This is a genomic window from Janthinobacterium sp. SUN176, assembly GCF_030587335.1.
GTDB classification, from domain to species: Bacteria; Pseudomonadota; Gammaproteobacteria; order Burkholderiales; family Burkholderiaceae_D; genus Janthinobacterium; species Janthinobacterium kumbetense.
The window spans coordinates 2,788,564-2,812,437 of record NZ_JAPWIA010000001.1 but is presented as its reverse complement, the minus strand read 5'-3'; the positions used below and the strand labels follow the sequence as shown (position 1 = coordinate 2,812,437).

Sequence of the window (23,874 nt, the reverse complement as noted above, 5' to 3'; positions counted from 1 at the left end):
AAGATAATATTATGGCTACCTCGAAAACAGCGATCGGCTCCGGTCCATCCGGCCGGCGCGACAGCCGCAAGGTGTTGATCGCGCACGGCCAGCGCCAGATCTGGGTGGGCGGCGACGCCCCCGTGGTGGTGCAGTCGATGACGAACACGGATACGGCCGACGCCATCGGCACAGCGATCCAGATCAAGGAATTGGCGCGTGCCGGTTCGGAACTGGTGCGCCTGACGGTGGACCGTCCGGAAGCGGCCGCGGCCGTGCCCTACATCCGCGAGCAGCTCGACAAGATGGACATCGACGTGCCGCTGGTGGGCGATTTTCACTATAACGGCCATACCCTGCTCAACGATTACCCCGATTGCGCGCGCGCGCTGTCGAAGTACCGCATCAATCCGGGCAACGTGGGCAAGGGCGCCAAGCGCGACACGCAATTCGCGCAAATGATCGAAGCGGCTTGCCGTTACGACAAGCCGGTGCGCATCGGCGTGAACTGGGGCAGCCTGGATCAAGCCTTGCTCGCGCGCATCATGGATGAAAACGCGGGCCGCGCCGAACCGTGGCCGGCGCAAGCCGTCATGTATGAAGCGCTGGTGACGTCGGCCATTGAAAACGCCGTGCGCGCCGAAGAGCTGGGCCTGGCGCGAGACAAGATCATCCTGTCGTGCAAGGTTTCTGGCGTGCAGGACCTGATCGCCGTGTACCGCGAGCTGGCGCAGCGCTGCGACTATCCGCTGCACCTGGGCTTGACGGAAGCGGGCATGGGCAGCAAGGGCATCGTCGCCTCGACGGCGGCCTTGGCCGTGCTGTTGCAAGAGGGCATCGGCGACACCATCCGCATTTCGCTTACCCCGGAACCGGGCGGCGACCGCACGCGCGAAGTCATCGTCGGCCAGGAAATCCTGCAAACCATGGGCTTGCGCAAGTTCGCGCCCATGGTGATCGCCTGTCCCGGTTGCGGCCGCACGACGTCGACCACCTTCCAGGAGCTGGCCGACAACATCCAGACGTATCTGCGCGAGCAGATGCCGGAGTGGAAAAAGTCGTATCCGGGCGTGGAAGCGATGAACGTGGCCGTCATGGGCTGCATCGTCAACGGTCCCGGCGAATCGAAGCATGCGAACATCGGCATCAGCCTGCCCGGCACGGGCGAGTCGCCGGCCGCACCCGTGTTTGTCGACGGCGAAAAAGTCGTCACCCTGCGCGGCGAACGCATCGTCGAGGAATTCCAGGACATCGTCTTGAATTATGTTAAAAGCCATTATGGCAAGACCGCGCCGGTTGCCGCGTAATCGGTCGGGTAGGTCGGATTAGCGCTACGCGCGTAATTCGGCAATCAAGTTAAAGCAAAGAAGAATACTATGTCCGAAAATAAGAAATTCGATAAAATTACCGCGGTGAAAGGCATGAATGACGTGCTGCCCGCCGACGCCCCGTTGTGGGAATTGTTTGAAAACACGGCGCAATCCGTGCTGCAAAGCTATGGCTTCCAGCAAATCCGCACGCCGATCGTGGAAGAAACGAAATTGTTCGCGCGCGCCATCGGCGCCGTGACCGATATTGTTGAAAAGGAGATGTATTCGTTCACCGATTCGATGAACGGCGACAACCTGACCCTGCGCCCTGAAGGCACGGCCGGCGTGGTGCGCGCCGTGGTCGAGCACAACCTGGTCTACGAAGGCCCGAAACGCCTGTGGTACAAGGGCCAGATGTTCCGCCACGAGCGCCCGCAAAAAGGCCGCTACCGCCAGTTCCACCAGTTCGGCGTGGAAGCCATCGGCTTCACGGGCCCGGATATCGACGCGGAAATCATCATGCTGTCGCGCCGCCTGTGGGATGATCTGGGCCTGGAAGGCATCCGCCTGGAACTGAACTCGATCGGCGACGCGGCCGAGCGCCTGCGCCACCGCGCCGACCTGATCGCCTACCTGGAAAGCCACAGCGAGCTGCTCGACGAAGAAGCCAAGCGCCGCCTGCACAGCAATCCGTTGCGCATCCTCGACACCAAGAACCCTGCCATGCAGGACCTGGTCAATGGCGCGCCGAAGCTGCTGGACTACCTGGGCGAGGAATCGCTGGCCCACTTCCACGGCGTGCAGAAGATCTTGAATCACAACAACATTCCGTTCACCATCAATCCACGCCTGGTGCGCGGCCTCGATTACTACAACCGCACCGTGTTCGAGTGGGTCAGCGACAAGCTGGGCGCGCAAGGCACGGTCTGCGCCGGCGGCCGCTATGACGGCATGGTGGAAATGTTCGGCGGCAAATCGACGCCCGCCGTCGGTTTCGGCATGGGCGTGGAACGCCTGGTGCTGCTGATGAAGGATGCAGCCGAGCCGGAAGCCCCGGCCCAGTGCGACGTCTACCTGGTGCACCAGGGCGAGCAGGCGGGCTTGCAAGCCTTCGTGCTGGCCGAACGGATTCGCGATGCGGGTCTGGACGTTGTGCTACATTGCGCAGCGAGCAACGGCGGCGGCAGCTTCAAGACGCAAATGAAAAAGGCCGATGCCAGCGGCGCGGCGTTTGCCGTGATCCTGGGCGACGATGAAATCGCCAATAACGTTGCTACGGTGAAAGCCATGCGCGAAGCCGATGCCGGCGCGCAGCAGAACACGGTGCCGTTCGACGATGTCGTCGACTACGTGGTGGACCAGATCATCGGCGACCACGATTGCGGCCATGACCACGGCCCTGGCGGCCACGTGCATCACCACCATTGATTTGACGCAATACCGTTCTACCCTCGATCAACTACTCATTAAAACTGACGACCCATGGCATACGATCACGAAGAACAAGAACAACTGGCAACCCTCAAGGCCTGGTGGCAGCGCAATGGCAATCTGACCTCCTGGGTCCTGATCGTGGCGCTGGCAGGCTACAGCGGCTGGGCCGGCTGGCAGTACTACCAGCGCACGCAGGCTGCGCAAGCGGGCCAGCTGTACGACGAACTGCAAAACGCCATCGCCGCCAAGGACACGGCCAAGGTGATGCGCGCGGCCGGCGACATGCAATCGCGTTTCAGCGGCACAGCGTATGCACAGATGAGCGCCCTGTCCGCTGCCAAGGTGGCGTTCGATGCGAATGACCTGAAAACGGCCAAGACCCAGCTGCAATGGGTGGCCGAGCATGGCACGGAAGAGTACAAATCCATCGCCAAGCTGCGCCTGGCCGGCGTCTTGCTGGATGAAAAAGCCTACGATGAAGCGCTGAAAGTGCTGGCGACGGCTTCCGTGGCGCAATTTGCCGGCGCCGTGGCCGACCGCAAGGGCGACGTCCTGGTGGCGCAAAACAAGCTGGCCGAGGCACGCACGGCTTACCTGGCCGCGATAGCTGCGACGGACAAGAACAATCCAGGCCGGCAATTGATCCAGGTCAAACTGGAAGCGATCGGCGGTACGGTACCGGAAGACAAGGCCAAGGCTGACAAGGCTGCCGCCTGACAGGAACACTGATGGCGTGGCCGCGCGGCGTTATACGTCGCCGGCCTTGCCCTTACAAGTACAAGAAAAAGGTTGGATAACACTTATGCGTGTCACTGAAAAGCTGGTAGCTGCAAGTCTGTTGGCCCTGATGGCCGGTTGCTCGTCCTGGAACCCGTTCGCCTCGAAAGATCCGAAAGTCGAACCGGCCAAGCTGGTCGAGTTAAAATCGAGCATCGCCGTGCGCGACGCCTGGAAGTATTCGATCGGCAAGGCCGGCGTGTACGCGTTTACGCCTGCGCTGGCCGGCAACAGCCTGTACGTGGTCAATGCCGATGGCGCGCTGGCGCGCCTGGATGCGGCCAGCGGCCGTGAAACGTGGCGCATCAAGGCCGGCAGCGACATCACCTCGAGCGCCGGCAGCGATGGCGCGCTGGTGGCCGTGGGCGCCGCCAAGGGCGCCGTACTGGCGTTCGACGCCGATGGCAAGCAACTGTGGAAGGCGCAGGCGTCCAGCGAAGTATTGACGGCGCCCGTCGTGGGGCAGGGCGTGGTCGTGGTGCGCAGCGTGGACAACCGCATCGTCGGCTTCGACGCCAAGACGGGCGAGCGCAAGTGGACGGTACAGCGCGCCACGCCGGCCTTGACCTTGCGCAATGCGCCGGGCATGGTGCTGGGCGGCGCGAATATCTACGTGGCCCAGCCGGGCGGCAAGTTGCTGGCACTGACGGCGGCCACCGGGGTGGTACGCTGGGAGATCGTCGTCAGCGAACCGCGCGGTGCTACCGAACTGGAGCGCGTCTCCGACATCGCCGGCACGCCGGTGGCGTTCGAAGGCGAAGTGTGCGTCGTCACGTACCAGGGCAAGGCAGGCTGCTTCGATGCCGCCACGGGCGTGCCGCGCTGGACCAAGCCGATCTCGTCCGATGTGGGCGTGGCCGTCGACCAGCGTTTCGTGTTTGTTGCCGATGACCAGGGCGCCGTGGTGGCGTTCAGCCGCGAAGGCGGCCAGAGCGCCTGGAAGAATGAGGCGCTGGCGCGCCGCCGCCTGTCGACGCCGGCCTCCTACGGCCGCAGCGTCGCCGTCGGCGACTATCAAGGTTATATCCACTTCCTGTCACGGGAAGATGGCGCATTAATAGGTCGTGTCAGCACCGACGGTAGCCCGATTGTTTCGGCTCCCGTTGTTGCCGGTTCGAATTTGATTTTTCAAACCCAATCAGGGACAGTGACCGCTCTCGCGGTCGAGTAATACAATGAAGCCGGTAATTGCACTAGTAGGTCGACCCAATGTTGGGAAATCGACTTTATTCAATCGTCTGACCCGCTCGCGCGATGCGCTGGTGGCGGATTTGCCTGGGTTGACGCGCGATCGTCACTATGGCGAAGGCCGTGTCGGCGAACGTCCCTTCCTGGTCATCGATACGGGTGGTTTCGAACCCGTCGCCAAGGAAGGCATCATGCACCAGATGGCACTGCAGACCAAGCAGGCCGTGGCCGAGGCCGACGTGGTGGTATTCATCGTGGACGGCCGTCAGGGCCTGACCCCGCATGACAAGACCATCGTCGACTTCCTGCGCAAGAGCGGTCGTCCGGTCTTGCTGGTGGTCAACAAAAGCGAAGGCATGCGCTACACGGCCGTCGTGTCCGAATTCTATGAATTGGGCATGGGCGATCCGTATGCGATCTCGTCGGCGCACGGCGACGGCGTCAACGACCTCGTCGAAGTGATGCTGGACCTGGCGTTCGCGCAGCGTCCGGATGAGCCTGAAGAGCTGGAAAAGACCGACCGCGGCATCAAGATCGCCCTCGTCGGCCGTCCGAACGTGGGCAAGTCGACCTTGATCAACACCCTGCTGGGCGAAGAGCGCGTGATCGCCTTCGACATGCCGGGCACGACGCGCGATTCGATCGAAATCCCGTTCGAGCGCGATGGCCAGCAATACACCTTGATCGACACGGCCGGTATCCGCCGCCGCGGCAAGGTGTTTGAAGCGATCGAGAAATTCTCGGTGGTGAAAACCCTGCAGTCGATTTCCGAAGCCAACGTGGTCGTGCTGATGCTTGACGCGCAGCAAGATATTTCCGAACAGGATGCGCATATCGCCGGCTTTATCCTGGAATCGGGCCGCGCGCTGGTCGTGGCCGTGAATAAATGGGATGGCTTGCAATCGCACCAGCGCGACGAAATCAAGATCGATATCGACCGCAAGCTCGATTTCCTGTCGTTCGCGCAGATGCATTTCATTTCCGCGCTGAAGGGCACCAACATCGGTCCGCTGATGAAATCGCTCAACGCCGCGTATGCAGCCGCCATGTGCGACCTGTCGACGCCGAAGCTGACGCGCGCCCTGATCGAGGCCGTGGAGAAGCAGGAACCGCGCCGCAAGGGCTCGATTCGTCCGAAGCTGCGTTATGCCCACCAGGGCGGCATGAACCCGCCTGTGATCGTCATTCACGGCAATGCGCTCGACGCCGTCGGCGACCCATACAAACGCTATCTGGAAAAACATTTCCGCGATACGTTTGCGCTGGTCGGCACGCCGCTGCGTATCGAATTGCGCACGGGTAAAAACCCGTTCGCACGCACGCCAAGCAAGTAAAATTAAGTGCATATTAAGGCGCCGCAGAGATAATGCGGCGCCGACAGCCAATTCAATGGCTTTTGCACGGAAATAATAAAGTGTTAATGCGCCATGCGCGACAGCGATCGCGAAAACAGGTTACAGTAGCTATGACGCATCTTTCTTTCTTTGAAAGGTGTGAGAGCACTTGAAATCAAGCGAGTCGCCTCCAATTCTTACACAACAACATAAACAACGGAGCTGTTATGAGCAACAAAGGGCAACTGTTACAAGACCCATTCCTCAATGCATTACGCAAAGAGCATGTTCCTGTCTCGATCTACCTGGTCAATGGCATTAAATTGCAGGGCCATATCGAATCGTTCGATCAATATGTCGTATTGCTGCGCAATACGGTGACACAGATGGTGTACAAGCATGCCATCTCGACAGTGGTGCCGGCCCGTGCCGTCAATCTCAATATTGAATCTGAAGCGGAGTAAAGCGTTGAGCTTGACGGCCCAGCGCCTTTCACCCTCCATCGCCCCCGTCAGCGCCAGCGGCGCTGATGCGTTTGCATCGGCGTCGGCGTCCGCCACAACTCATCAGTTGCCATCATGCGCGCGGCACTAGTCGGGGTTGACTTCGGTCACAGCGACTTCGCCGCCAGCATGGAGGAACTCATGCTGTTGTCGCGTTCGGCTGGCGCCGACCCGATTTCCACCATCACGGCCAAGCGTTCCAGTCCGGATTCCGCGTATTTCGTCGGCAGCGGCAAGGCCGATGAAATTGGCGACGTCGTCGTCAACGATGGCCTGGAAATCGTCATCTTCAACCATGCCCTCTCGCCAGCACAGCAGCGCAATCTGGAAAAGCGCCTGAATGTGCGCGTGCTCGACCGTACCAGCCTGATCCTCGACATCTTCGCGCAGCGCGCCAAGAGCCACGAGGGCAAGCTGCAAGTCGAGCTGGCCCAGCTGCAGCATCTGGCCACGCGCCTGATCCGCGGCTGGACCCACCTTGAGCGGCAAAAGGGCGGTATCGGCTTGCGCGGTCCCGGCGAGACGCAGCTCGAGACCGACCGCCGGCTGATCGGCGACCGCGTCAAGGCCTTGCGCGCGCGCCTGGAAAAGCTGCACAAGCAGCGCGAAACGCAGCGCCGCGCGCGCGGCCGCAATCACACATTTTCCGTGTCCCTGGTCGGCTATACCAATGCCGGAAAGTCGACGCTGTTCAATGCCGTGACCAAGGCCGGCGTGTATGTCGCCGACCAGTTGTTCGCCACCCTCGACACCACCTCGCGCCGGGTTTACCTGGGCCAGGACGTGGGCAATGTGGTGATCTCCGACACGGTCGGCTTCGTGCGCGAATTGCCGCATCAGCTGGTGGCGGCCTTCCGCGCCACGCTCGAAGAAACCATCCATGCCGATTTGCTGCTGCACGTCGTCGACGCCGCGTCGCCGGTGCGCATGGAGCAGATCGAGCAGGTCAACCTGGTCTTGAAAGAGATCGGCGCCGATCATATTCCGCAAATCCTCGTGTGGAACAAGATCGATGCGGCCGGGCTGGAGCCTTCGGTGGAGCGCGATGAATATGCTACGATCAGTCGCGTGTTCGTCAGTGCGCAGAAGGGCAGCGGGCTCGACCTGCTGCGCGATGCGATAGTCGAGATGGCCAGGAAGGCGCCCGGTTCGGCCCACCTGTACCAGAACGATGAAGCACTGCAGGAAGATCAGTTTGACGGTCAGTACGACCAGCACGATGGCGCCGCCCCGGACCAGGACGAAGAGCCTGGCGAGGACGATAGGATTTCCACCCACTCCCAAGTCGGAACACGATAGTTATGCTTGTCTCCCTACTCAAAAAAACAGGCTTGAAGTTGTCCCTGAACGATCCCCGCTGGGGCAATCGCAAGGACGACGGCAAGAAAGCCCAAGAAGGCAAAAAGCCCGGCGAAGGTCCGCCGGACCTCGATCAGTTGTGGCGCGATTTCAATCAGCGCCTGAACGCCTTTTTCGGACAGAAGAACCGTCCCGACAACGGCGGCAATAACAACGGCGGCGGCGGTGGTCCGCGTCCCGACATGAAGGGCGCCGGCATCACCGCCGGCGTGGTCGGCGTGATCGCCGTCTTCATCTGGCTCGCCAGCGGCGCCTTCATCGTGCAAGAGGGCCAGAACGGCGTCGTGCTCACGTTCGGCAAGTACAGCCACACCACGCCGGCCGGTTTCAACTGGCGCTGGCCGTACCCGTTCCAGACCGACGAAACCGTCAATGTGTCGCAGGTGCGCACGGTGGAAGTGGGTTACCGCCAGTCGCTGCGCAACAAGCAGGCCAGCGAATCGCTGATGCTGACGGACGATGAAAACATCATCGACATCCAGTTCGCGGTGCAATACACCCTGAAAGACCCGGTCGCGTGGCTGTTCAACACGCGCGACCAGGAAGACACCCTGCGCCAGGTCGCCGAAACGGCGATCCGCGAAGTGGTCGGTCGCAGCAAGATGGACTTCGTGCTGTACGAAGGCCGCGAAAAGGTGGCTTACGATACGCAGCAGCTGATGCAGCAGATCCTCGACCGCTACAAGGTCGGCGCCGTCATCACCAACGTGACGATGCAGGCCGTGCAGCCGCCGGAGCAGGTGCAAGCCGCCTTCGACGATGCCGTCAAGGCAGGCCAGGACCGCGAACGCCAGAAGAATGAAGGCCAGGCTTACGCCAACGACGTCATTCCAAAAGCCCGCGGTGCCGCATTCCGGCTGATGGAGGAAGCTGCCGCGTACAGCGCGATGGTGACCGAGAACGCCGCCGGTAATGCTTCGCGCTTCAAGCAGGTGCTGGTCGAGTACCAGAAGGCTCCGGTCGTCACGCGCGACCGCATGTACCTCGAGACGATGCAGCAAGTGTTCAGCAGTGCCAGCAAGGTCATGGTCGACGCGAAGACGGGCAGCAATCTGCTGTACCTGCCGCTCGACAAGCTGATCGCCCAGACGGCTGCCACCGACGCTGCCGCTGCCGCCGCCCGTGCTGCCGCGACACCCGCAGCCAACACCGTTTTGCCACAGGAAGCCATGCCGACAGTAGAAGTCAATACGCGCCGCGACAGCCGCTCTTCGCGTGAACGGGAGAGCCGCTAATGAACCGTATCGTAGCCGCCCTGATCGCGGGCTTTATCGCGATCATGCTCTTGTCCTCGACCGTGTTCGTGGTCGACCAGCGTAAGTATGCGGTCGTCTTCGCCCTCGGCGAAGTCAAGGAAGTCATCAGCACGCCGGGCCTGTATTTCAAGCTGCCGCCGCCGTTCCAGAACGTGCTGTACCTGGACAAGCGCATCCTGACCCTGGATACGCCGGAGCCGGAACGCTTCATCACGGCCGAGAAGAAGAACATCCTCGTCGACGCGTATGTGAAATGGCGCATCGCCGATCCGCGCCTGTATTTCCGCAGCTTTGGCGGCGATGAAAAGCCGGCTCGCAACCGCATGTCGCAAATCGTCAAGGCGGCGCTAAACGATGAAATCACCAAGCGCACCGTGCGCGAAGTGATCTCGGGCCAGCGCGGCAAGGTGATGGAAGCGATCCTGGCGAAGGTTTCGGCGGAAGCGAAGGCCATCGGCGTGGAAATCGTCGACGTGCGCCTGAAACGCGTCGACTACGTCGAGCAGATCAACAACTCCGTGTACGAGCGCATGAAGTCCGAGCGCGTGCGCGTGGCCAATGAGCTGCGTTCGACCGGTTCGGCCGACTCCGAAAAAATCCGCGCCGACGCCGACAAGCAGCGCACGGTGATCCTGGCCGAAGCGTATCGCGAAGCCGAGAAGATCCGCGGCGAGGGCGATGCCAAGGCGTCGCAGATCTATGCGGAAGCGTTTGGCAAGAATCCGGAGTTCTACAAGTTCTACCGCAGCCTGGAAGCCTACCGCGCCACGTTCAAGGACAAGGGCGACGTGATGGTGGTCGATCCGAGTTCGGAATTCTTCAAGTACTTCAAGGGTGGCGGCGCAGCCGGTCCGGCCAAGAAGTAAGGCAGCATCCAGACTGCTCCCGGCCGCAAGGTCGGGTGCGGCAGCAGCGGGGCCGGCGTGAATGCCGGCCCCGTTTTTTTGTGCCCGCCACGCTGTTGCGGGAAGGCGTAAAATGCGGTGTTTTTAGGGCTGTGCGGCAGCGTTTCGGACAACTTATCCCTAAAGGCCCGTGTTTTCGCGTAAAATATCAGGTTCGGCCTCTTGCCTGGCGCGCCCGCCGCTGCCTCGCATGATGCATTTTTTCAACTTTCTTCCGTATCTCGCTCCCTCATGCCGAATTGGCTTTTGCCCGAAAATATTGCCGATGTTCTGCCGTCGGAAGCGCGCAAGATCGAAGAGCTGCGCCGCCTCATGCTGGATAATTTCCGTCTGTACGGATATGAACTGGTCATGCCGCCGCTGCTCGAGTATCTGGAATCGCTGATGACTGGCGCTGGCAAGGATACCGACCTGCGCACGTTCAAACTGGTCGACCAGCTGTCGGGCCGCATGCTCGGCCTGCGCGCCGATATGACGACGCAAGTGGCGCGCATCGACGCCCACCTGCTCAACCGTGCCACCGTCACCCGCCTGTGCTACGCCGGCAGCGTGCTGCATACCCGTCCGTCGGGCCTGCACGCCACCCGCGAACCGCTGCAGATCGGCGCCGAGATCTATGGCCACGCGGGCCTGGAAGCGGATGCCGAGATCCAGGAACTGGCGCTCGCTTCGCTGGCACTGGCCGGTTTCGACGCGGTCCGCCTGGATTTGTCGCACGTCGGCCTGTTGCGCGCTATCATTGCGCAAGACGCCGCTGCCGTGCGCGACGAGGCTGCGCTGTACACCCTGCTGCGCGCGAAAGATGCGCCGGGCTTGCGCGCCCTGACGGCCGGCTACGACGCCGTGACGCGCGATGCGCTGCTGGCCCTGCCGAACCTGTATGGCGATATCGACGTGCTGGCGCGTGCGCGCGAAGTGCTGCCGCCGCTGCCGGGCGTGCTCAAGGCGCTGGCCGAACTGGCCGCGCTGGCCGGTTCCGCGCTGGGCCGCGCCGAAGTGGCGATCGACCTGGCCGACCTGCGCGGCTACCAATATGAAAGCGGCGCGATGTTTGCGCTGTATGTACCTGGCTTGCCGAACGCGGTTGCGCGCGGCGGCCGTTATGACCACGTCGGCGAAGCGTTCGGCCGGGCTCGTCCCGCGACCGGCTTCTCGCTCGATTTGCGCGAACTGGCGCGCCTGTTGCCGACCGCGGAACGGAAGCATTCGATCCGCGCGCCGTGGGGCAGCGCGCCAGAATTGAAGGAAAAAATCGCCGAGTTGCGCAAGGCGGGCGAGGTCGTGATCCAGAGTATGCCGGGTCACAGTAATGAACAAGACGAGTTCGAGTGCGATCGCGTGCTGGTACTTGCCGATAATGGTAGTAGCTGGATTCTTAAAAACTTAGGTTGAGTGATGTCAAAGAAAATTATGGCAAAGAACGTTGTTGTCATCGGCACCCAATGGGGCGATGAAGGTAAAGGCAAGATCGTCGATTGGTTGACCGATCACGCCCAGGGTGTGGTGCGCTTCCAGGGCGGCCACAATGCAGGCCACACGCTGGTCATCGGCGGCGTGAAAACCGCGCTGCAGCTGATCCCGTCGGGCATCATGCGCCCAGGCGTCGCCTGCTACATCGGTAACGGCGTGGTCGTTTCCGTGCCGGACGTGCTGCGCGAAATCGACAAGCTCGAAGCCGTCGGCGTCGAAGTCGCTTCGCGTCTGAAAGTGTCGGATGCCGCACCGGTCATCCTACCTTACCACTCGGCACTCGACCTGGCCCGTGAAGCGGCGCGCGGCGCGGCCAAGATCGGCACCACGGGCAAGGGCATCGGCCCGGCCTACGAAGACAAAGTGGCGCGCCGCGCCATCCGCGTCGCCGACTTGCTGAACGAAGCCCGTTTCGCCGAAAAACTGGCGGAAAACCTCGATTACCACAACTTTGTGCTGGAGCACTACCTGAAGGCTCCGCGCATCGATTATCAGAAGACCCTCGACGACGCGCTGGCCTATGTGCCGCGTCTGCGCCCGATGGTCACCGACGTGTCGAGCGCGCTGTACAAGGCGCACAAGGCCGGCGCGAACCTGCTGTTCGAAGGCGCGCAGGGTTCCCTGCTCGACGTCGACCACGGCACCTATCCGTTCGTCACCTCGTCGAACTGCGTGGCCGGCAATGCCGCCGCCGGTTCGGGCGTCGGTCCTGGCATGCTGCACTACATCATGGGCATCACCAAGGCGTACACGACGCGCGTCGGTTCCGGCCCGTTCCCTTCGGAACTGCCAACGGATGCAGGCGTCGGCCACCACCTGGCGCAAGTCGGCCATGAATTCGGCACCGTGACGGGCCGCGCCCGCCGCTGCGGCTGGTTCGACGCCGCCTTGCTGCGCCGCTCCGTGCAGATCAACGGCGTGACGGGCATGTGCCTGACCAAGCTGGACGTGCTGGACGGTATCGAAACCTTGAAATTGTGTACCGGCTACACCATCGACGGCGTGGCCACGGACATCTTCCCATCGGGCGCCGAAGAAGCCGCCCGCTGCGTACCCGTGTACGAAGAGATGCCAGGCTGGACGGAAAGCACGGTCGGCGCGAAATCGCTGGCGGCCCTGCCGGCAACGGCCCGCGCTTACATCAAGCGCATCGAAGAACTGGTCGGCGTGCCGGTGGACATGGTTTCGACCGGTCCGGATCGTGAAGAAACGATCGTGCTGCGCCACCCATTCGAGTAAGCTGCTGGACACAATCCGCCGCAAGGCGGATTTTTTTAATCACGCTAATAATAAGATTCCACTATCATGACTACCCCACAATCGAACGATCAACATCTCTGGGTCAACTGGGAAGAATACCACCGCCTGATCGAGCGCCTGGCGCTCAAGGTCTACGAATCGGGCTGGAAATTTGACCAGGTATTGTGCCTGGCGCGCGGCGGCGTGCGTCCCGGCGACGTGTTCTCGCGCATTTTTGATTTGCCACTGGCCATCCTGTCGACCAGCTCCTACCGCGAAGACGCGGGCACGGTGCGCGGCGACCTCGATATCGCCAAGTACATGACCATGACCAAGGGCCCGCTGGCTGGCCGCATCCTGCTGGTCGACGACCTGGCCGATTCCGGCGTCACCCTGGACAAAGTCACGCGTCACCTGAAGGAAAACTTCCCTGACGTGACCGAAGTCAAATCGGCCGTGATCTGGCTGAAAGGCTGCTCCGTCGTGCGTCCCGACTACTTCCTGGACGAACTGCCGCACAATCCGTGGATCCACCAGCCGTTCGAAGACTACGACGGCCTGCGCCCGCACCAGCTGGCGGCGTGGATCAAGAAGGGCGAAGCAGGCAAGTAATTTTGCGTGCACTCTTGCTAAAAAAAGACGATCGTGTATCGTCTTTTTTTTCGTCCAAGGAAATGCCATGACCATCTTGCACACGGCGCGCCTGCGCCTCGAACCCGTCACCGAGAAGCATTACGACGCCATGCACGCCATGAACTCGGATACCGAAGTGATGACTTACCTCAATGCGGGCCAGCCAGAGACGGAGGAACATACACGTGCCGCCGTTGCCCGCATCATGGGGCGCTGGGTCGAGTGGGGCTATTCGTGGTGGGCCTTGATCCGCACCGAAGATGAGGTGCTGGTAGGGCTGGCCTGCCTGCAGCATATCGGCGGCGACAAGGCGCAGCCGCACGAAATCGGCTGGCGCCTGGCGCGGGCCGGCTGGGGCAAGGGCTACGCCAGCGAGGCGGCCAACGCCATCGTCGCGCATGCCTTCGACGTCGTCGGCGCGCCCGAAGTGGTGGCCGTGGCCCACCCGGACAATGCCGCCTCGATCAAGGTCATGACGCGCCTGGGCATGCAGTACGTGGGCATGGAGCGCCATTACGACCTCGATAGCGTCGTGTACCGGCTGGTGCGCCCATGACGGCAAGGCCGAAGCCCCTGAAGCTGGGCTGCAGCTACGGCGTGCGCTTTTCGCCCGAAGGCACGCGCCTGGCTGTGCTGGGACGCGACCTGGTCCTGTGGGACGTGGCGGCGCGCCAGAAGCTGTGGCGCGGCAAATTCATCGCGCACATGTCGGACATGGCCTTTTCGCCCGACGGCAGCCGGCTGGCCATCAAGAGTACGACGGGCCAGATGGTTGTGGTGGATGCCCTCGCTGGCCAGTTGCTGCTGAACTTACAGAACAAGAAGGAGGGCGAAGGCTGCGGTCCCGCGTGGTCGCCTTGCGGGCAGTATCTTGCCGACGGCGGCTGGGATGGCCGCCTGCGGGTGCGCGACGCGCAAACGGGCGAGGTGCTCTTCATGCAGGCGCACCCGGGCGAGATGCTGCGCGGCATGTGGGCTATCGATGGCGGCCGGCGTTTGCTGCTCCTGCATGGCGTCAAATCGGTGGAAGAGGGGCAAGTGCAGCCGCCCGACTATTGCAGCGTGTGGGACTGGCCGCTGCAGGCGGGCGCCGGCCGCGTGGTGCTGTCGCTGCCGAAGCTGGCGTCGTGCGCGCCGTCGCCCGATGGCACGCTCCTGGCAGTGCTGCATTACGCTGACGCTCAAGAGTGTCTGTCCGTGCATGCGCTGGACGATGGCCGCCGGCTGGCCACGGTGGCCGTGGAGGCGGGCGGCGGCACGGGCGACGCCTTGCGCTGGCTGCCCGACGGCGGTGCGCTGGGCCGCATCGGCAAGGGCAAGCTGCTGTTCTACGCCTGGCCGGGACTCGGCGTGCTTGCCGAACACGCCATTGCCTATCCCTGCGCACTGGACTTCTTGCCTGGCACGCCATTGGGCGCCATCGGCTCCTGGGAGTCCGGCATGCTGACGGATCTGAATCTTCACAAGGAAACCGCATGATTACCTGTTACCTGCGTTACATCATCGACCCGTATAAATTGCGGGAATTCGAAGCCTACGGCAAGCTGTGGATACCGCTCGTCGAACGCTTCGGCGGCCAGCACCACGGCTATTTTTTGCCGTCCGAAGGCGCCAGCAACGTGGCGCTGGCCATGTTCTCGTTCCCCAGCCTGGCCCTGTACGAGCAATACCGCAGCGACTCGATGCAGGACGCCGAATGCCAGGCCGCCTTCCGCTATGCGGAAGAGACGCGCTGCATCGTCAGCTACGAGCGCAGTTTTTTCCGCCCCGTGTTTGCCTGAACGGGGTCAGTCGCGCTGCGGCGCGCCCAGGGGGAAGAGGTGGCGGTACGGACGTGCCTCCTCCACCGCGCGGGCGAACGAAGGACGGGCCAGCAGGCGCGCGCGGTAGGCGCGCAGCAGGGGCAGCGTTGCGGAAATCGGCTGCGTCCAGTCCGCATAGAACAGCGCGGGGGCGGCGGCGCAGTCGGCCAGGCTGAAGCGGTCGCCGGCGGCCCACGTCCTGCCGTCCAGGTGCTGTTCCAGCCAGGCGTAGGCCAGGTCCAGCTTTTCGCCGGCAAACGCGCGGCCTTCGCGGGTCTTTGCCGGGTCGCCAGTCAGGGCGGCGCCGACGGCATGCTGCACGGGTGTCATGACGTGCAGGTCGAAGTAGCGGTCGAGAAAACGCACGTCCAGCGCCTGCATCGGGTCGTCCGGCAGCAGGCGCAGCGGGCCCGGATGGGCCAGTTGCAGGTATTCGATGATGATGCTGGTCTCGGCGACGTTGCGCTCGCCGTCTACCAGCAGCGGAAACTTGCGCAGTGGCCAGCGCTCGAGCCATTGCTGCAGGTTTTCCGGCATCTCCTGCGCCAGGCAGCGGAAGGCGAACGGGATGGCGTTCTCGTACAGCGCGATGAGTACCTTCTGCGTGTACGAGGAAAAGGGATGGCCGTAGAGGATTAGCGACACGGTGGGAACTCCTGTCATTGTGAAAGGTTGGCAACACGCGCGTGTGCCAACGATAGTGCAATGACAGGATCAATGCAAGCGGTACGCGCCATTCCCGCTTGCCCGCGTGGCGCGCCCGCCTAGCCGAGGTTCGCCAGGTAGCGCAATCCCGTGATGCTGGGGAAGAAGCAATACACGCCGCCCCGCGTGATGACGCTGCGCGAGAAATGCTGCAGTTCGGTATTGCCGCTTCCCTTGGCGCCCACGCCGGGCAAGGTGAAGGAACTGTCGTCCGGGTCGTTGATGCCCAGGAACACGTCCTGGCCGCTGATGTTGAACGTGGCATCGCCCGCCTCGGGACCGGCCGGGCCGACGGCCGATTTGACGAAGGCATCGTCATTGTTCCATTGCTTCATCAGGAATTCAAACTGATTGCGCAGGCTGGCATTGATGAAATAGCCGACCAGGCCGCGCTGCTCCGCGATGGGTGCTGCCGGATCGTATTCGCTGCCGTAGGGCATGGCGCGCCGCACGATGCGGTGGTGGCGGGAGGGGGCGCCCACGACGGCTTCGTCGCGCGGATTGTTGCGCCGGATATGCGCGCCGATCGGGCATTTCAGGCCCAGCGTGTCATCGAGGTCCGGCTGCGCATCGACATAGTGAAAGCGGTTCAGGCTGGCGTCCGGCAGCACGGGGCCGGCCTCGTCCGGCCTGAGCACGAGCGGATTGCCGTTGCGCCAGCGCCCGCACATCTTGGCGGCCACCATTTCGGTCGTGAGCCCGGAACTGGCCGCGCCCTGGCTCAGGATGCTGTCGAACAGGGCCACGTCCTGCTCCAGGATGCGGAAGGCGGCATAACTGCCATTGGTGGACAGTTGCGGCGGCTGCACCTGGTAGGTGCCGCCGTTTTCATTCGGATAGCCGAGCAGGAATTCCCCCGTCTTGACGCTGTTGAGCGGGTCAGGGTCGTGTTCGCGCTTGCGCTGCGGGGCGCCATCGACGTCCGGCTGGGCGATGCTGTCGCGGTAGCCGAAATGCACGCGGTTGTCTGGCAGGGCCACGCCGTCGTGCGCATACAGTTCGCGCCAGCCGGCGGCAAAGGCGCGGCGTAGTGTGGCCGAGGTCGCCTGCAGCACTTCCGTCGATTCGCTGACCCACAGGCTCAGCAGCGCATGCACCTGGCCATGCCGGGTAGCCGGCCCCAGGTTGCCGAGCCAGTGCTCGGGGGCGCTGTCGCCCACGTCGCCCACGGCATTGACGCTGGCGGGATCGGCCGCGCCCCGTTGAAATGCCTGGTCAAAGGTGGCGAGGTCGGTCGCGGCAACGCCCAGCGCCGACAGGCCGGGCGCGGTAAAGCTGAGGTTCAGGAAGCAGGGCGGCTTGGGGTGGATGTGCCGCGCGGTGGTAATGGACGGCAAGCCGTCGCTGCCGTCGAGCAGGGCCGCGATGGTGCGCCGTGCCTGCGCCGCATCCGTGATGCTGAAGATGAAATGGCGCGCCAGGTTGACGCGGTAGCCGCGCAGGATCGTGCCTTGCACGTCGTCGTAATTGATGGTGGAATCGGCCATGCTGTCTCCGGGGGCTGGGGTGGTGGCTGGCAAGGTGGTGGGGCCGCTTGCGCAGCCCCGGCGTGGCTTTCGGCTCAGGTTCGGAATGCGGCGATGATTTTCTGGACGGTCTGCGGATAGGCGCTGTACAGGCCGTTATTGGGCACGTGCTGCGCGGCGTCGTTGGCCGTGATGAAGGCTTCAAATGCAGCCACATGGTTGGCAACGGGAATCAGCGCCTTGCCGCCCACGACAAATTGCAGCAGCGCGTCGAATACCTCGCCCAGTTGGCCCACGAAATCTTCGATGTAGTCGTTGAAGTTGCCGTCATACTCGGTGATCACGCCGATGACCAGGCTATCGGAAGTGCCCGCCGATTGAATGTTGGGCAGCAGGTTGGGCTGGGAGCGGTCAAGCAGGGTAAAGCGGGCAAAGTGCACGGTACCGATAGTGGTAAGGGCGGCATTGATCTTCGGTTGGTATTCCAGCAATGTTGCGGCGATGGCGGTCGGATTGGTGCCTGGCAGCGCCGGCATCATTAAGCACAGTGGATTTGCCATGGGAGGCTCCTCATTACGTGGTTGTCGGGACGACCGACACTACGCCGCGGCACCTGCTGCGTCAAAAACTATATTTTCGCATCTGTTGCTAAATACACACTGTTGCATCATGGTAAATGATGGGAAATGCGGTCTCATGTGGATAGTTGCCGAGCCTGGTCAGCGCTGGCGGGCACTCTGCCGCCAGGCTGTTCCGGCCTGTTTCAGGAAGCGCAAGTGGCGCCGCCGGCAAGCCGGCTTCCGTCGCCATTATTTTTGCCGGATGGGACGGCAACGCTCCCGATTGCCACGCTTTAATCCGCGGCCTGGAATTCGCTGGCCGAGACGAACAGATCCCACGAGGCGATGAACAGGGCCGCCACCACGGGGCCGATGACAAAGCCGTTCAGGCCGAACAGGGCCATGCCGCCCACGGTCGACAGCAGCACCACGTAGTCGGGCATCTTGGTGTCCTTGCCCACCAAAACGGGGCGCAGCACGTTGTCGACCAGGCCGATGACGAAGACGCCGAAGGCGGCCAGGCCCGCGCCTTGCCAGATGGCCCCCGTGGCCAGGAAGTAGACGGCCACGGGCGCCCAGACGAGGGCGGCGCCGACGGCCGGCAGCAGCGACAGGAAGGCCATCAGCACGGCCCACAGCAGGGGTGCGGGCACGTCGAGGAACCAGAATGCCAGGCCGCCGAGGGCGCCCTGGGCAATCGCCACGAGGATGTTGCCCTTCACCGTGGCGCGGATCACCGTGGTGAAATTGGTGAACAGGCGTTGCTTGTATTTGCGGCTCAGCGGCACGGCGCCCTTGATGCGGGCCGACAGGGCCGAGCCATCGCGCATCAGGAAAAACAGCAGGTACAGCATGATGCACAGGCTGGTGAGGAATTCGAAGGTGTACAGGCCCACATTGATGGCTTTCACCGCCACCACCTGGCTCACCTGCGTGGCGCCCTCTGCCAGCTTGTCCTGCAGGCTGGCCAGGCTGGTCAGGTTGAAGCGGTCGAGCAAGTTGATCAGCCATTGCGGCAGCACCGCCATGATCTTATCGAAGAACATGGCGACCGTGATTTCCCCCGAACGTACCATTTCCACGACGCTGGCCGCCTGGTTCACCAGCGACACGGAAATGAGCGACAGCGGCAGGATGACGATGACGATGATCAGCAGCAAGGTCAGCAGCGACGCCACGCCGGCGCGGCCCCGGGTTTTTCGCAGCAGCCAGCGGTACACGGGCGCGAACAGGATCGCCAGGACGACGCCCCAGAAGATGGCGCCCGCATAGGGCGCCAGTATCCAGCCGAAGCCGATGGTGACGACGCTCAGGAGGAGCAAGAACACTTTCTGGTGCAGCGTGAGGGTAGGCATGGGCGGCGGTGCAATGATCGGGGTTGAGTTGCCCCATCATAAGCGAGGCGTGCTGCGGCGCGCCATACAATTGTCATGCTGCGTGCGCGAACGCACCTGGCGCCGGTGGGCCGGCAACGCGGTGGCGGCAATTCCAGTAAGCTGTCGTTCCAGGCGTTCCATCCTGGGCGTCTTGACTTCTTTTGACTGCAGGAGCGCGCGTGCTCGACCCCATTTACTTTTATGAACCCGCACAGGGCCATGGCTTGCCGCATGACCCGTTCAATGCCATCGTGGGGCCGCGGCCCATCGGCTGGATCGCCTCACGCAGCGGCGAGGGCGTGCTCAACCTGGCGCCATACAGCTTTTTCAACGCCTTCAATTACCATCCGCCGCTGATCGGATTTTCCAGCATCGGCCGCAAGGATACCTTGCGCAATATCGAACAAACGGGCGAATTCGTGTGGAACCTGGCGACGCGTCCGCTGGCCGAGGCGATGAATGCCAGCTGCGCGCCGGCGCCGCCCGAAGTCGACGAATTCGCGCTGGCCGGCCTGACGCCGGCCGCCTCGCGCCTCGTCAACGTGCCGCGCGTGGCCGAAAGCCCCGTCTCCTTCGAATGCCGGCGCACGCAGATCATCGAACTGCAGGGCGTCAAGGGTGACGGTGTCGGCAGCTGGCTGGTGCTGGGGGAAGTGGTGGGCGTGCATATCGCGCGCCACCTGTTGACCGATGGTGTGTACGACACGGCCGCCGCCGCGCCGATATTGCGCGGCGGCGGTCCGGCCGATTATTTCGAAATCGGACCGGACAGCCTGTTCCACATGCGCCGGCCCAGCTATCCCTGAAGGGGCGAGGCGGGGCGCTATTGCTGCATGATGAAATGGCATGCGCGACCGGCCAGCCCCCACGCATGGCGTGATATTTACTTGCCCAGTATCGACGCCACGTTGTCGGTGCCCGGTGCGCCGAACAGCTGCTGCTTGAGGATGTGCAACTGGTCGCGCACCTGCGCCGCCTTTTCGAATTCCAGGTTCTTGGCGTGGTCGACCATCAGTTTTTCCAGGCGCTTGATTTCCTTGCTGACCTGCTTTTCGCTCATGGCTTCGAACTTCGCCGCTTCCTGCGCCACCTGCAGGGTTTCGCGCGCTTCCTGCGGACTGTAGACGCCGTCGATCATTTCGCGGATCGATTTCTTCACGCCGATCGGGATGATGTTGTTGGCCGTATTGAAGGCGATCTGCTTGGCGCGGCGGCGCTCCGTTTCATCGATGGCGCGGCGCATGGAGTCCGTGATGCGGTCGCCGTACAGGATCGCCGTGCCGTTCAGATTGCGCGCGGCGCGGCCGATGGTCTGGATCAGGCTGCGCTCGGAGCGCAGGAAGCCTTCCTTGTCCGCATCGAGGATGGCCACCAGCGACACTTCCGGCAAGTCCAGGCCCTCGCGCAGCAGGTTGATCCCCACCAGCACGTCGAAGGTGCCCAGGCGCAGGTCGCGCAGGATTTCCACGCGTTCCACCGTCTCGATGTCGCTGTGCAGGTAGCGCACCTTGATGCCATGGTCGCCCAGGTATTCCGTCAACTGCTCCGACATGCGCTTGGTCAAAGTCGTCACCAGCACGCGCTCATCCTTCTTGATGCGCTCGACGATTTCCGACATCAGGTCGTCCACCTGGCTGCTGGCGGGACGCACGATGATTTGCGGGTCGACCAGGCCGGTGGGGCGTACCACCTGCTCGACCACCTGGTCGGAATGGTTCTTTTCGTATTCGGCCGGGGTGGCCGAGACGAACACGGTCTGGCGCATCTTCTGTTCGAATTCCTCGAATTTCAAGGGCCGGTTGTCGAGGGCCGACGGTAGGCGGAAGCCGTAGTCGACCAGGTTGGTCTTGCGCGAGCGGTCGCCGTTGTACATGGCGCTCAGCTGGCCCGTCAGCACGTGCGATTCGTCGAGGAACATCAGGGCGTCGGGCGGCAGATAATCGACCAGGGTGGGCGGCGGTTCGCCCGGCAGCGCGCCGGACAGGTGGCGCGAATAGTTCTCGATACCCTTCGTGAAACCGATTTCCGCCATCATTTCCAGGTCGAAGCGCGTGCGCTGTTCCAGCCGCTGCTCTTCGATCAGTTTATTCTCCTTGCGGAAGAACTCGAGGCGCTCGCGCAGCTCGTCCTTGATGGTTTCCACGGCGCGCAGCACGGTGGAGCGGGGCGTCACGTAGTGCGAGCCCGGATACACGGTGAAGCGGGGGATCTTTTGCCGCACTCTGCCCGTCAGCGGGTCGAACAGCTGGATCGATTCGATTTCGTCGTCGAACATTTCCAGGCGCACGGCCAGTTCCGCATGCTCGGCGGGGAAGATGTCGATGGTATCGCCGCGCACGCGGAAGGTGCCGCGGCCGAAATCGACTTCGTTGCGCGTGTACTGCATCTGGATCAGGCGCGCGATGACGTCGCGCTGCGCGACCCTGTCCTTGACGCGCAGGGTCAAGATCATCTGGTGGTATTCGTTCGGATTGCCGATACCGTAGATGGCCGAGACGGTGGCGACGATGATGACGTCGCGCCGCTCCATCAGCGACTTGGTGCACGACAGCCGCATCTGCTCGATATGTTCGTTGATCGACGAATCCTTTTCGATGAACAGGTCGCGCTGCGGCACATAGGCTTCGGGCTGGTAGTAATCGTAGTAGCTGACGAAGTATTCGACCGCGTTTTGCGGGAAAAAGTCGCGGAACTCGCTGTACAGCTGCGCCGCCAGCGTCTTGTTCGGCGCGAAGACGATGGCGGGCCGGCCCATGCGCGCGATGACGTTGGCCATGGTATAGGTCTTGCCTGAACCGGTCACGCCCAGCAGGGTCTGGAAGGCCAGTCCGTCGGCAATCCCCTCGGATAACTGGGCGATCGCCGTGGGCTGATCGCCGGCCGGAGGGAAGGGCTGGTGCAGCTTGAAGGGGGAGTCCGGGAAAGAGATAATTGCGCTTTCCGCCTCGCTGGCGGTAGATAATTCGGGCATGTGAATCAGACCTTTGTTAGAATAGTGCTCTGCTGGCGGCCCTGGCGTTGTATTTTGGGGCGCTGTCTACAACTCCGCTGTGAACCTGCTTCCAATCGAATCCAATCTTATCATGACGAACCCAACTGTTTCTGCCAGTCTGTTTAGCGCCATCGAGATGGCCCCACGCGACCCGATCCTGGGCATCACCGAAGCATTTAACGCGGACCAGAATCCCGCCAAAATCAATCTGGGCGTCGGCGTCTATTATGACGACAACGGCAAAGTGCCTCTGTTAGCTTGCGTACGCAAGGCGGAAGCCATCCTGATCGAACAGGCCGCCCCACGCACCTACCTGCCGATCGAAGGCCTCGCCGCCTACGACAAGGCCGTGCAAGAACTCGTATTTGGCGCCGATAGCGCCGTAATTCAAGAGCGCCGCGCCGTGACCGTGCAAGCCATCGGCGGCACGGGCGCGTTGAAGATCGGTGCCGACTTCCTGCAGCGCTTCGCGCCGGGTGCCCAGGTCTACATCAGCGACCCGAGCTGGGAAAACCACCGCGCGCTGTTCGAGAACGCCGGTTTCGTCGTGAATAACTACACCTACTACGATGCCGCCACCCATGGCGTGAACTTCGACGGCATGCTGGCCAGCCTGAACGCCATGCCAGCCGGTTCCATCGTCGTGCTGCACGCCTGCTGCCACAACCCGACCGGCGCCGACCTGAGCGTGGCCCAGTGGGATCAGATCATCAGCGTGGTGACCTCGCGCGGCCTGGTGCCGTTCCTGGACATGGCCTATCAAGGCTTCGCCAACGGCATCGCCGAAGACGGCGCAGTGGTGCGCCGCTTCGCCGACGCGGGCGGCCCGCTGCTGGTATCGAACTCGTTCTCGAAATCGTTCTCGCTGTACGGCGAGCGCGTGGGCGCCCTGAGCGTCGTCGCCGCCAGCGCCGACGAAGCGGCCCGCCTGCTGTCGCAGCTGAAGCGCGTCGTGCGCACCAACTACTCGAACCCGCCGGTACACGGCGGCAAGGTGGTCGCCACCGTCCTGGCCACGCCGGAACTGCGCCAGCTGTGGGAAGAGGAGCTGGCCGGCATGCGCGTGCGCATCCGCGAAATGCGCAATGCCTTCGTGGAAAAGCTGAAAGCCAAGGCGCCAGGCCACGACTTCGAATTCGTGCGCCAGCAAATCGGCATGTTCTCGTACTCCGGTCTCACCAAGGAGCAGGTGGCATCGCTGCGCGAGCAATCGATCTACGCCGTCGACACGGGCCGTATCTGCGTAGCAGCATTGAATTCGCGCAATATCGACATCGTTATTGACGCGATCGCCAAAGTGCTTTAAGATCTTGCTTCTTCGGCGCTGCATGCAAGTGCGGCGCTGATGGCAGTAGAAAGTCGGTGATGGCCATGTTTGTGAAGATGCAGTAGCGGTCTTGCAAATATGGAACAAGCGACATATAATATTGCCTCTTTTCCCTGATAGCTCAGTTGGTAGAGCGACGGACTGTTAATCCGCAGGTCCCTGGTTCGAGTCCAGGTCGGGGAGCCAGAATTCGGAAGGCCACGTTGAAAAACGTGGTCTTTTTTGTTTTTGCGCCGCCGGTGCGCAGCTTGGGGCAAGA

The 23,874-nt window shown here is 62.6% G+C and carries 22 protein-coding genes and 1 tRNA gene; 18 read left to right on the top strand and 5 right to left on the bottom strand.

Going from position 1 to position 23,874, the window contains the following annotated elements:
* The first annotated feature begins 11 nt into the window (after nt 1-11).
* The 15 genes from ispG to O3299_RS12690 all read left to right on the top strand — a co-directional run bounded on the left by ispG (nt 12) and on the right by O3299_RS12690 (nt 15,168).
* Nucleotides 12-1,286: a flavodoxin-dependent (E)-4-hydroxy-3-methylbut-2-enyl-diphosphate synthase gene (ispG, locus tag O3299_RS12760; protein WP_034789045.1), complete on the top strand. Its 1,275-nt coding sequence runs from the start codon at nt 12-14 to the stop codon at nt 1,284-1,286.
* 69 nt (nt 1,287-1,355) lie between these two features.
* Nucleotides 1,356-2,717 carry a histidine--tRNA ligase gene (hisS, locus tag O3299_RS12755; RefSeq protein WP_077407312.1) on the top strand — a complete coding sequence of 454 codons (1,362 nt, stop codon included), beginning with the start codon at nt 1,356-1,358 and terminating at the stop codon, nt 2,715-2,717.
* 54 nt (nt 2,718-2,771) lie between these two features.
* Nucleotides 2,772-3,440, top strand: coding sequence for a tetratricopeptide repeat protein (locus O3299_RS12750; protein WP_305062449.1), 669 nt, complete (start codon nt 2,772-2,774; stop codon nt 3,438-3,440).
* 85 nt (nt 3,441-3,525) lie between these two features.
* The gene (gene bamB / locus O3299_RS12745) at nt 3,526-4,671 is read left to right on the top strand and encodes an outer membrane protein assembly factor BamB (protein ID WP_099667089.1); all 1,146 of its coding nucleotides are present in this window, start codon (nt 3,526-3,528) and stop codon (nt 4,669-4,671) included.
* A gap of 4 nt (nt 4,672-4,675) precedes the next feature.
* Nucleotides 4,676-6,022 (top strand): ribosome biogenesis GTPase Der, encoded by a 1,347-nt coding sequence (der, locus tag O3299_RS12740; protein WP_070221915.1) that lies wholly within the window; start codon nt 4,676-4,678, stop codon nt 6,020-6,022.
* Between the two features lie 227 nt (nt 6,023-6,249).
* Nucleotides 6,250-6,486: an RNA chaperone Hfq gene (gene hfq / locus O3299_RS12735; protein ID WP_008450615.1), complete on the top strand. Its 237-nt coding sequence runs from the start codon at nt 6,250-6,252 to the stop codon at nt 6,484-6,486.
* 114 nt (nt 6,487-6,600) lie between these two features.
* Nucleotides 6,601-7,824: a GTPase HflX gene (hflX, locus tag O3299_RS12730; protein ID WP_251350515.1), complete on the top strand. Its 1,224-nt coding sequence runs from the start codon at nt 6,601-6,603 to the stop codon at nt 7,822-7,824.
* Between the two features lie 2 nt (nt 7,825-7,826).
* A complete protein-coding gene (gene hflK / locus O3299_RS12725) occupies nt 7,827-9,119 on the top strand; it encodes an FtsH protease activity modulator HflK (RefSeq protein WP_070254060.1) in 1,293 nt (430 codons plus the stop codon).
* Nucleotides 9,119-10,006, top strand: a complete 888-nt coding sequence (gene hflC / locus O3299_RS12720) for a protease modulator HflC (protein WP_099667091.1) — start codon at nt 9,119-9,121, stop codon at nt 10,004-10,006. Before hflK ends, hflC begins: the two co-directional genes overlap by 1 nt.
* Before the next feature lie 270 nt (nt 10,007-10,276).
* Nucleotides 10,277-11,437, top strand: coding sequence for an ATP phosphoribosyltransferase regulatory subunit (locus O3299_RS12715; RefSeq protein ID WP_099667092.1), 1,161 nt, complete (start codon nt 10,277-10,279; stop codon nt 11,435-11,437).
* Nucleotides 11,438-11,440: 3 nt separating this feature from the next.
* Nucleotides 11,441-12,754 carry an adenylosuccinate synthase gene (locus tag O3299_RS12710; RefSeq protein ID WP_086147765.1) on the top strand — a complete coding sequence of 438 codons (1,314 nt, stop codon included), beginning with the start codon at nt 11,441-11,443 and terminating at the stop codon, nt 12,752-12,754.
* Between the two features lie 66 nt (nt 12,755-12,820).
* Nucleotides 12,821-13,366: a phosphoribosyltransferase gene (locus tag O3299_RS12705; RefSeq protein WP_034752020.1), complete on the top strand. Its 546-nt coding sequence runs from the start codon at nt 12,821-12,823 to the stop codon at nt 13,364-13,366.
* A gap of 67 nt (nt 13,367-13,433) precedes the next feature.
* The gene (locus O3299_RS12700) at nt 13,434-13,943 is read left to right on the top strand and encodes a GNAT family N-acetyltransferase (protein ID WP_099667094.1); all 510 of its coding nucleotides are present in this window, start codon (nt 13,434-13,436) and stop codon (nt 13,941-13,943) included.
* Complete coding sequence (locus O3299_RS12695; RefSeq protein ID WP_305052763.1) at nt 13,940-14,866, top strand: WD40 repeat domain-containing protein; 927 nt, start codon at nt 13,940-13,942, stop codon at nt 14,864-14,866. The genes O3299_RS12700 and O3299_RS12695 overlap by 4 nt, the downstream gene beginning before the upstream one ends.
* Nucleotides 14,863-15,168 (top strand): NIPSNAP family protein, encoded by a 306-nt coding sequence (locus tag O3299_RS12690; protein ID WP_034752016.1) that lies wholly within the window; start codon nt 14,863-14,865, stop codon nt 15,166-15,168. Before O3299_RS12695 ends, O3299_RS12690 begins: the two co-directional genes overlap by 4 nt.
* 6 nt (nt 15,169-15,174) lie before the next feature.
* Here O3299_RS12690 and O3299_RS12685 read toward each other — a convergent pair whose 3' ends face one another.
* The 4 genes from O3299_RS12685 to O3299_RS12670 form a co-directional block, all read right to left on the bottom strand.
* Nucleotides 15,175-15,834, bottom strand: a complete 660-nt coding sequence (locus O3299_RS12685; protein WP_305052762.1) for a glutathione S-transferase family protein — start codon at nt 15,832-15,834, stop codon at nt 15,175-15,177.
* A 119-nt stretch (nt 15,835-15,953) separates the two neighbouring features.
* Nucleotides 15,954-17,381 (bottom strand): hypothetical protein, encoded by a 1,428-nt coding sequence (locus O3299_RS12680; RefSeq protein WP_305062448.1) that lies wholly within the window; start codon nt 17,379-17,381, stop codon nt 15,954-15,956.
* Nucleotides 17,382-17,455: 74 nt separating this feature from the next.
* Nucleotides 17,456-17,920: a hypothetical protein gene (locus O3299_RS12675; RefSeq protein ID WP_289916498.1), complete on the bottom strand. Its 465-nt coding sequence runs from the start codon at nt 17,918-17,920 to the stop codon at nt 17,456-17,458.
* A 293-nt stretch (nt 17,921-18,213) separates the two neighbouring features.
* Complete coding sequence (locus O3299_RS12670) at nt 18,214-19,275, bottom strand: AI-2E family transporter (RefSeq protein WP_305062447.1); 1,062 nt, start codon at nt 19,273-19,275, stop codon at nt 18,214-18,216.
* A gap of 200 nt (nt 19,276-19,475) precedes the next feature.
* Between O3299_RS12670 and O3299_RS12665 the strand changes: the two genes are divergently transcribed.
* Nucleotides 19,476-20,102, top strand: coding sequence for a flavin reductase family protein (locus O3299_RS12665; RefSeq protein ID WP_305062446.1), 627 nt, complete (start codon nt 19,476-19,478; stop codon nt 20,100-20,102).
* A 77-nt stretch (nt 20,103-20,179) separates the two neighbouring features.
* Here the strand turns inward: O3299_RS12665 and uvrB are convergent, their stop codons facing one another.
* The gene (uvrB, locus tag O3299_RS12660) at nt 20,180-22,267 is read right to left on the bottom strand and encodes an excinuclease ABC subunit UvrB (RefSeq protein WP_077407260.1); all 2,088 of its coding nucleotides are present in this window, start codon (nt 22,265-22,267) and stop codon (nt 20,180-20,182) included.
* Nucleotides 22,268-22,379: 112 nt separating this feature from the next.
* Here uvrB and O3299_RS12655 point away from each other — a divergent pair, with 112 nt between their 5' ends.
* Nucleotides 22,380-23,594, top strand: coding sequence for an amino acid aminotransferase (locus O3299_RS12655; RefSeq protein WP_180278725.1), 1,215 nt, complete (start codon nt 22,380-22,382; stop codon nt 23,592-23,594).
* Nucleotides 23,595-23,725: 131 nt separating this feature from the next.
* A tRNA-Asn gene (locus O3299_RS12650) sits at nt 23,726-23,801 on the top strand.
* Nucleotides 23,802-23,874: the final 73 nt, after the last annotated feature.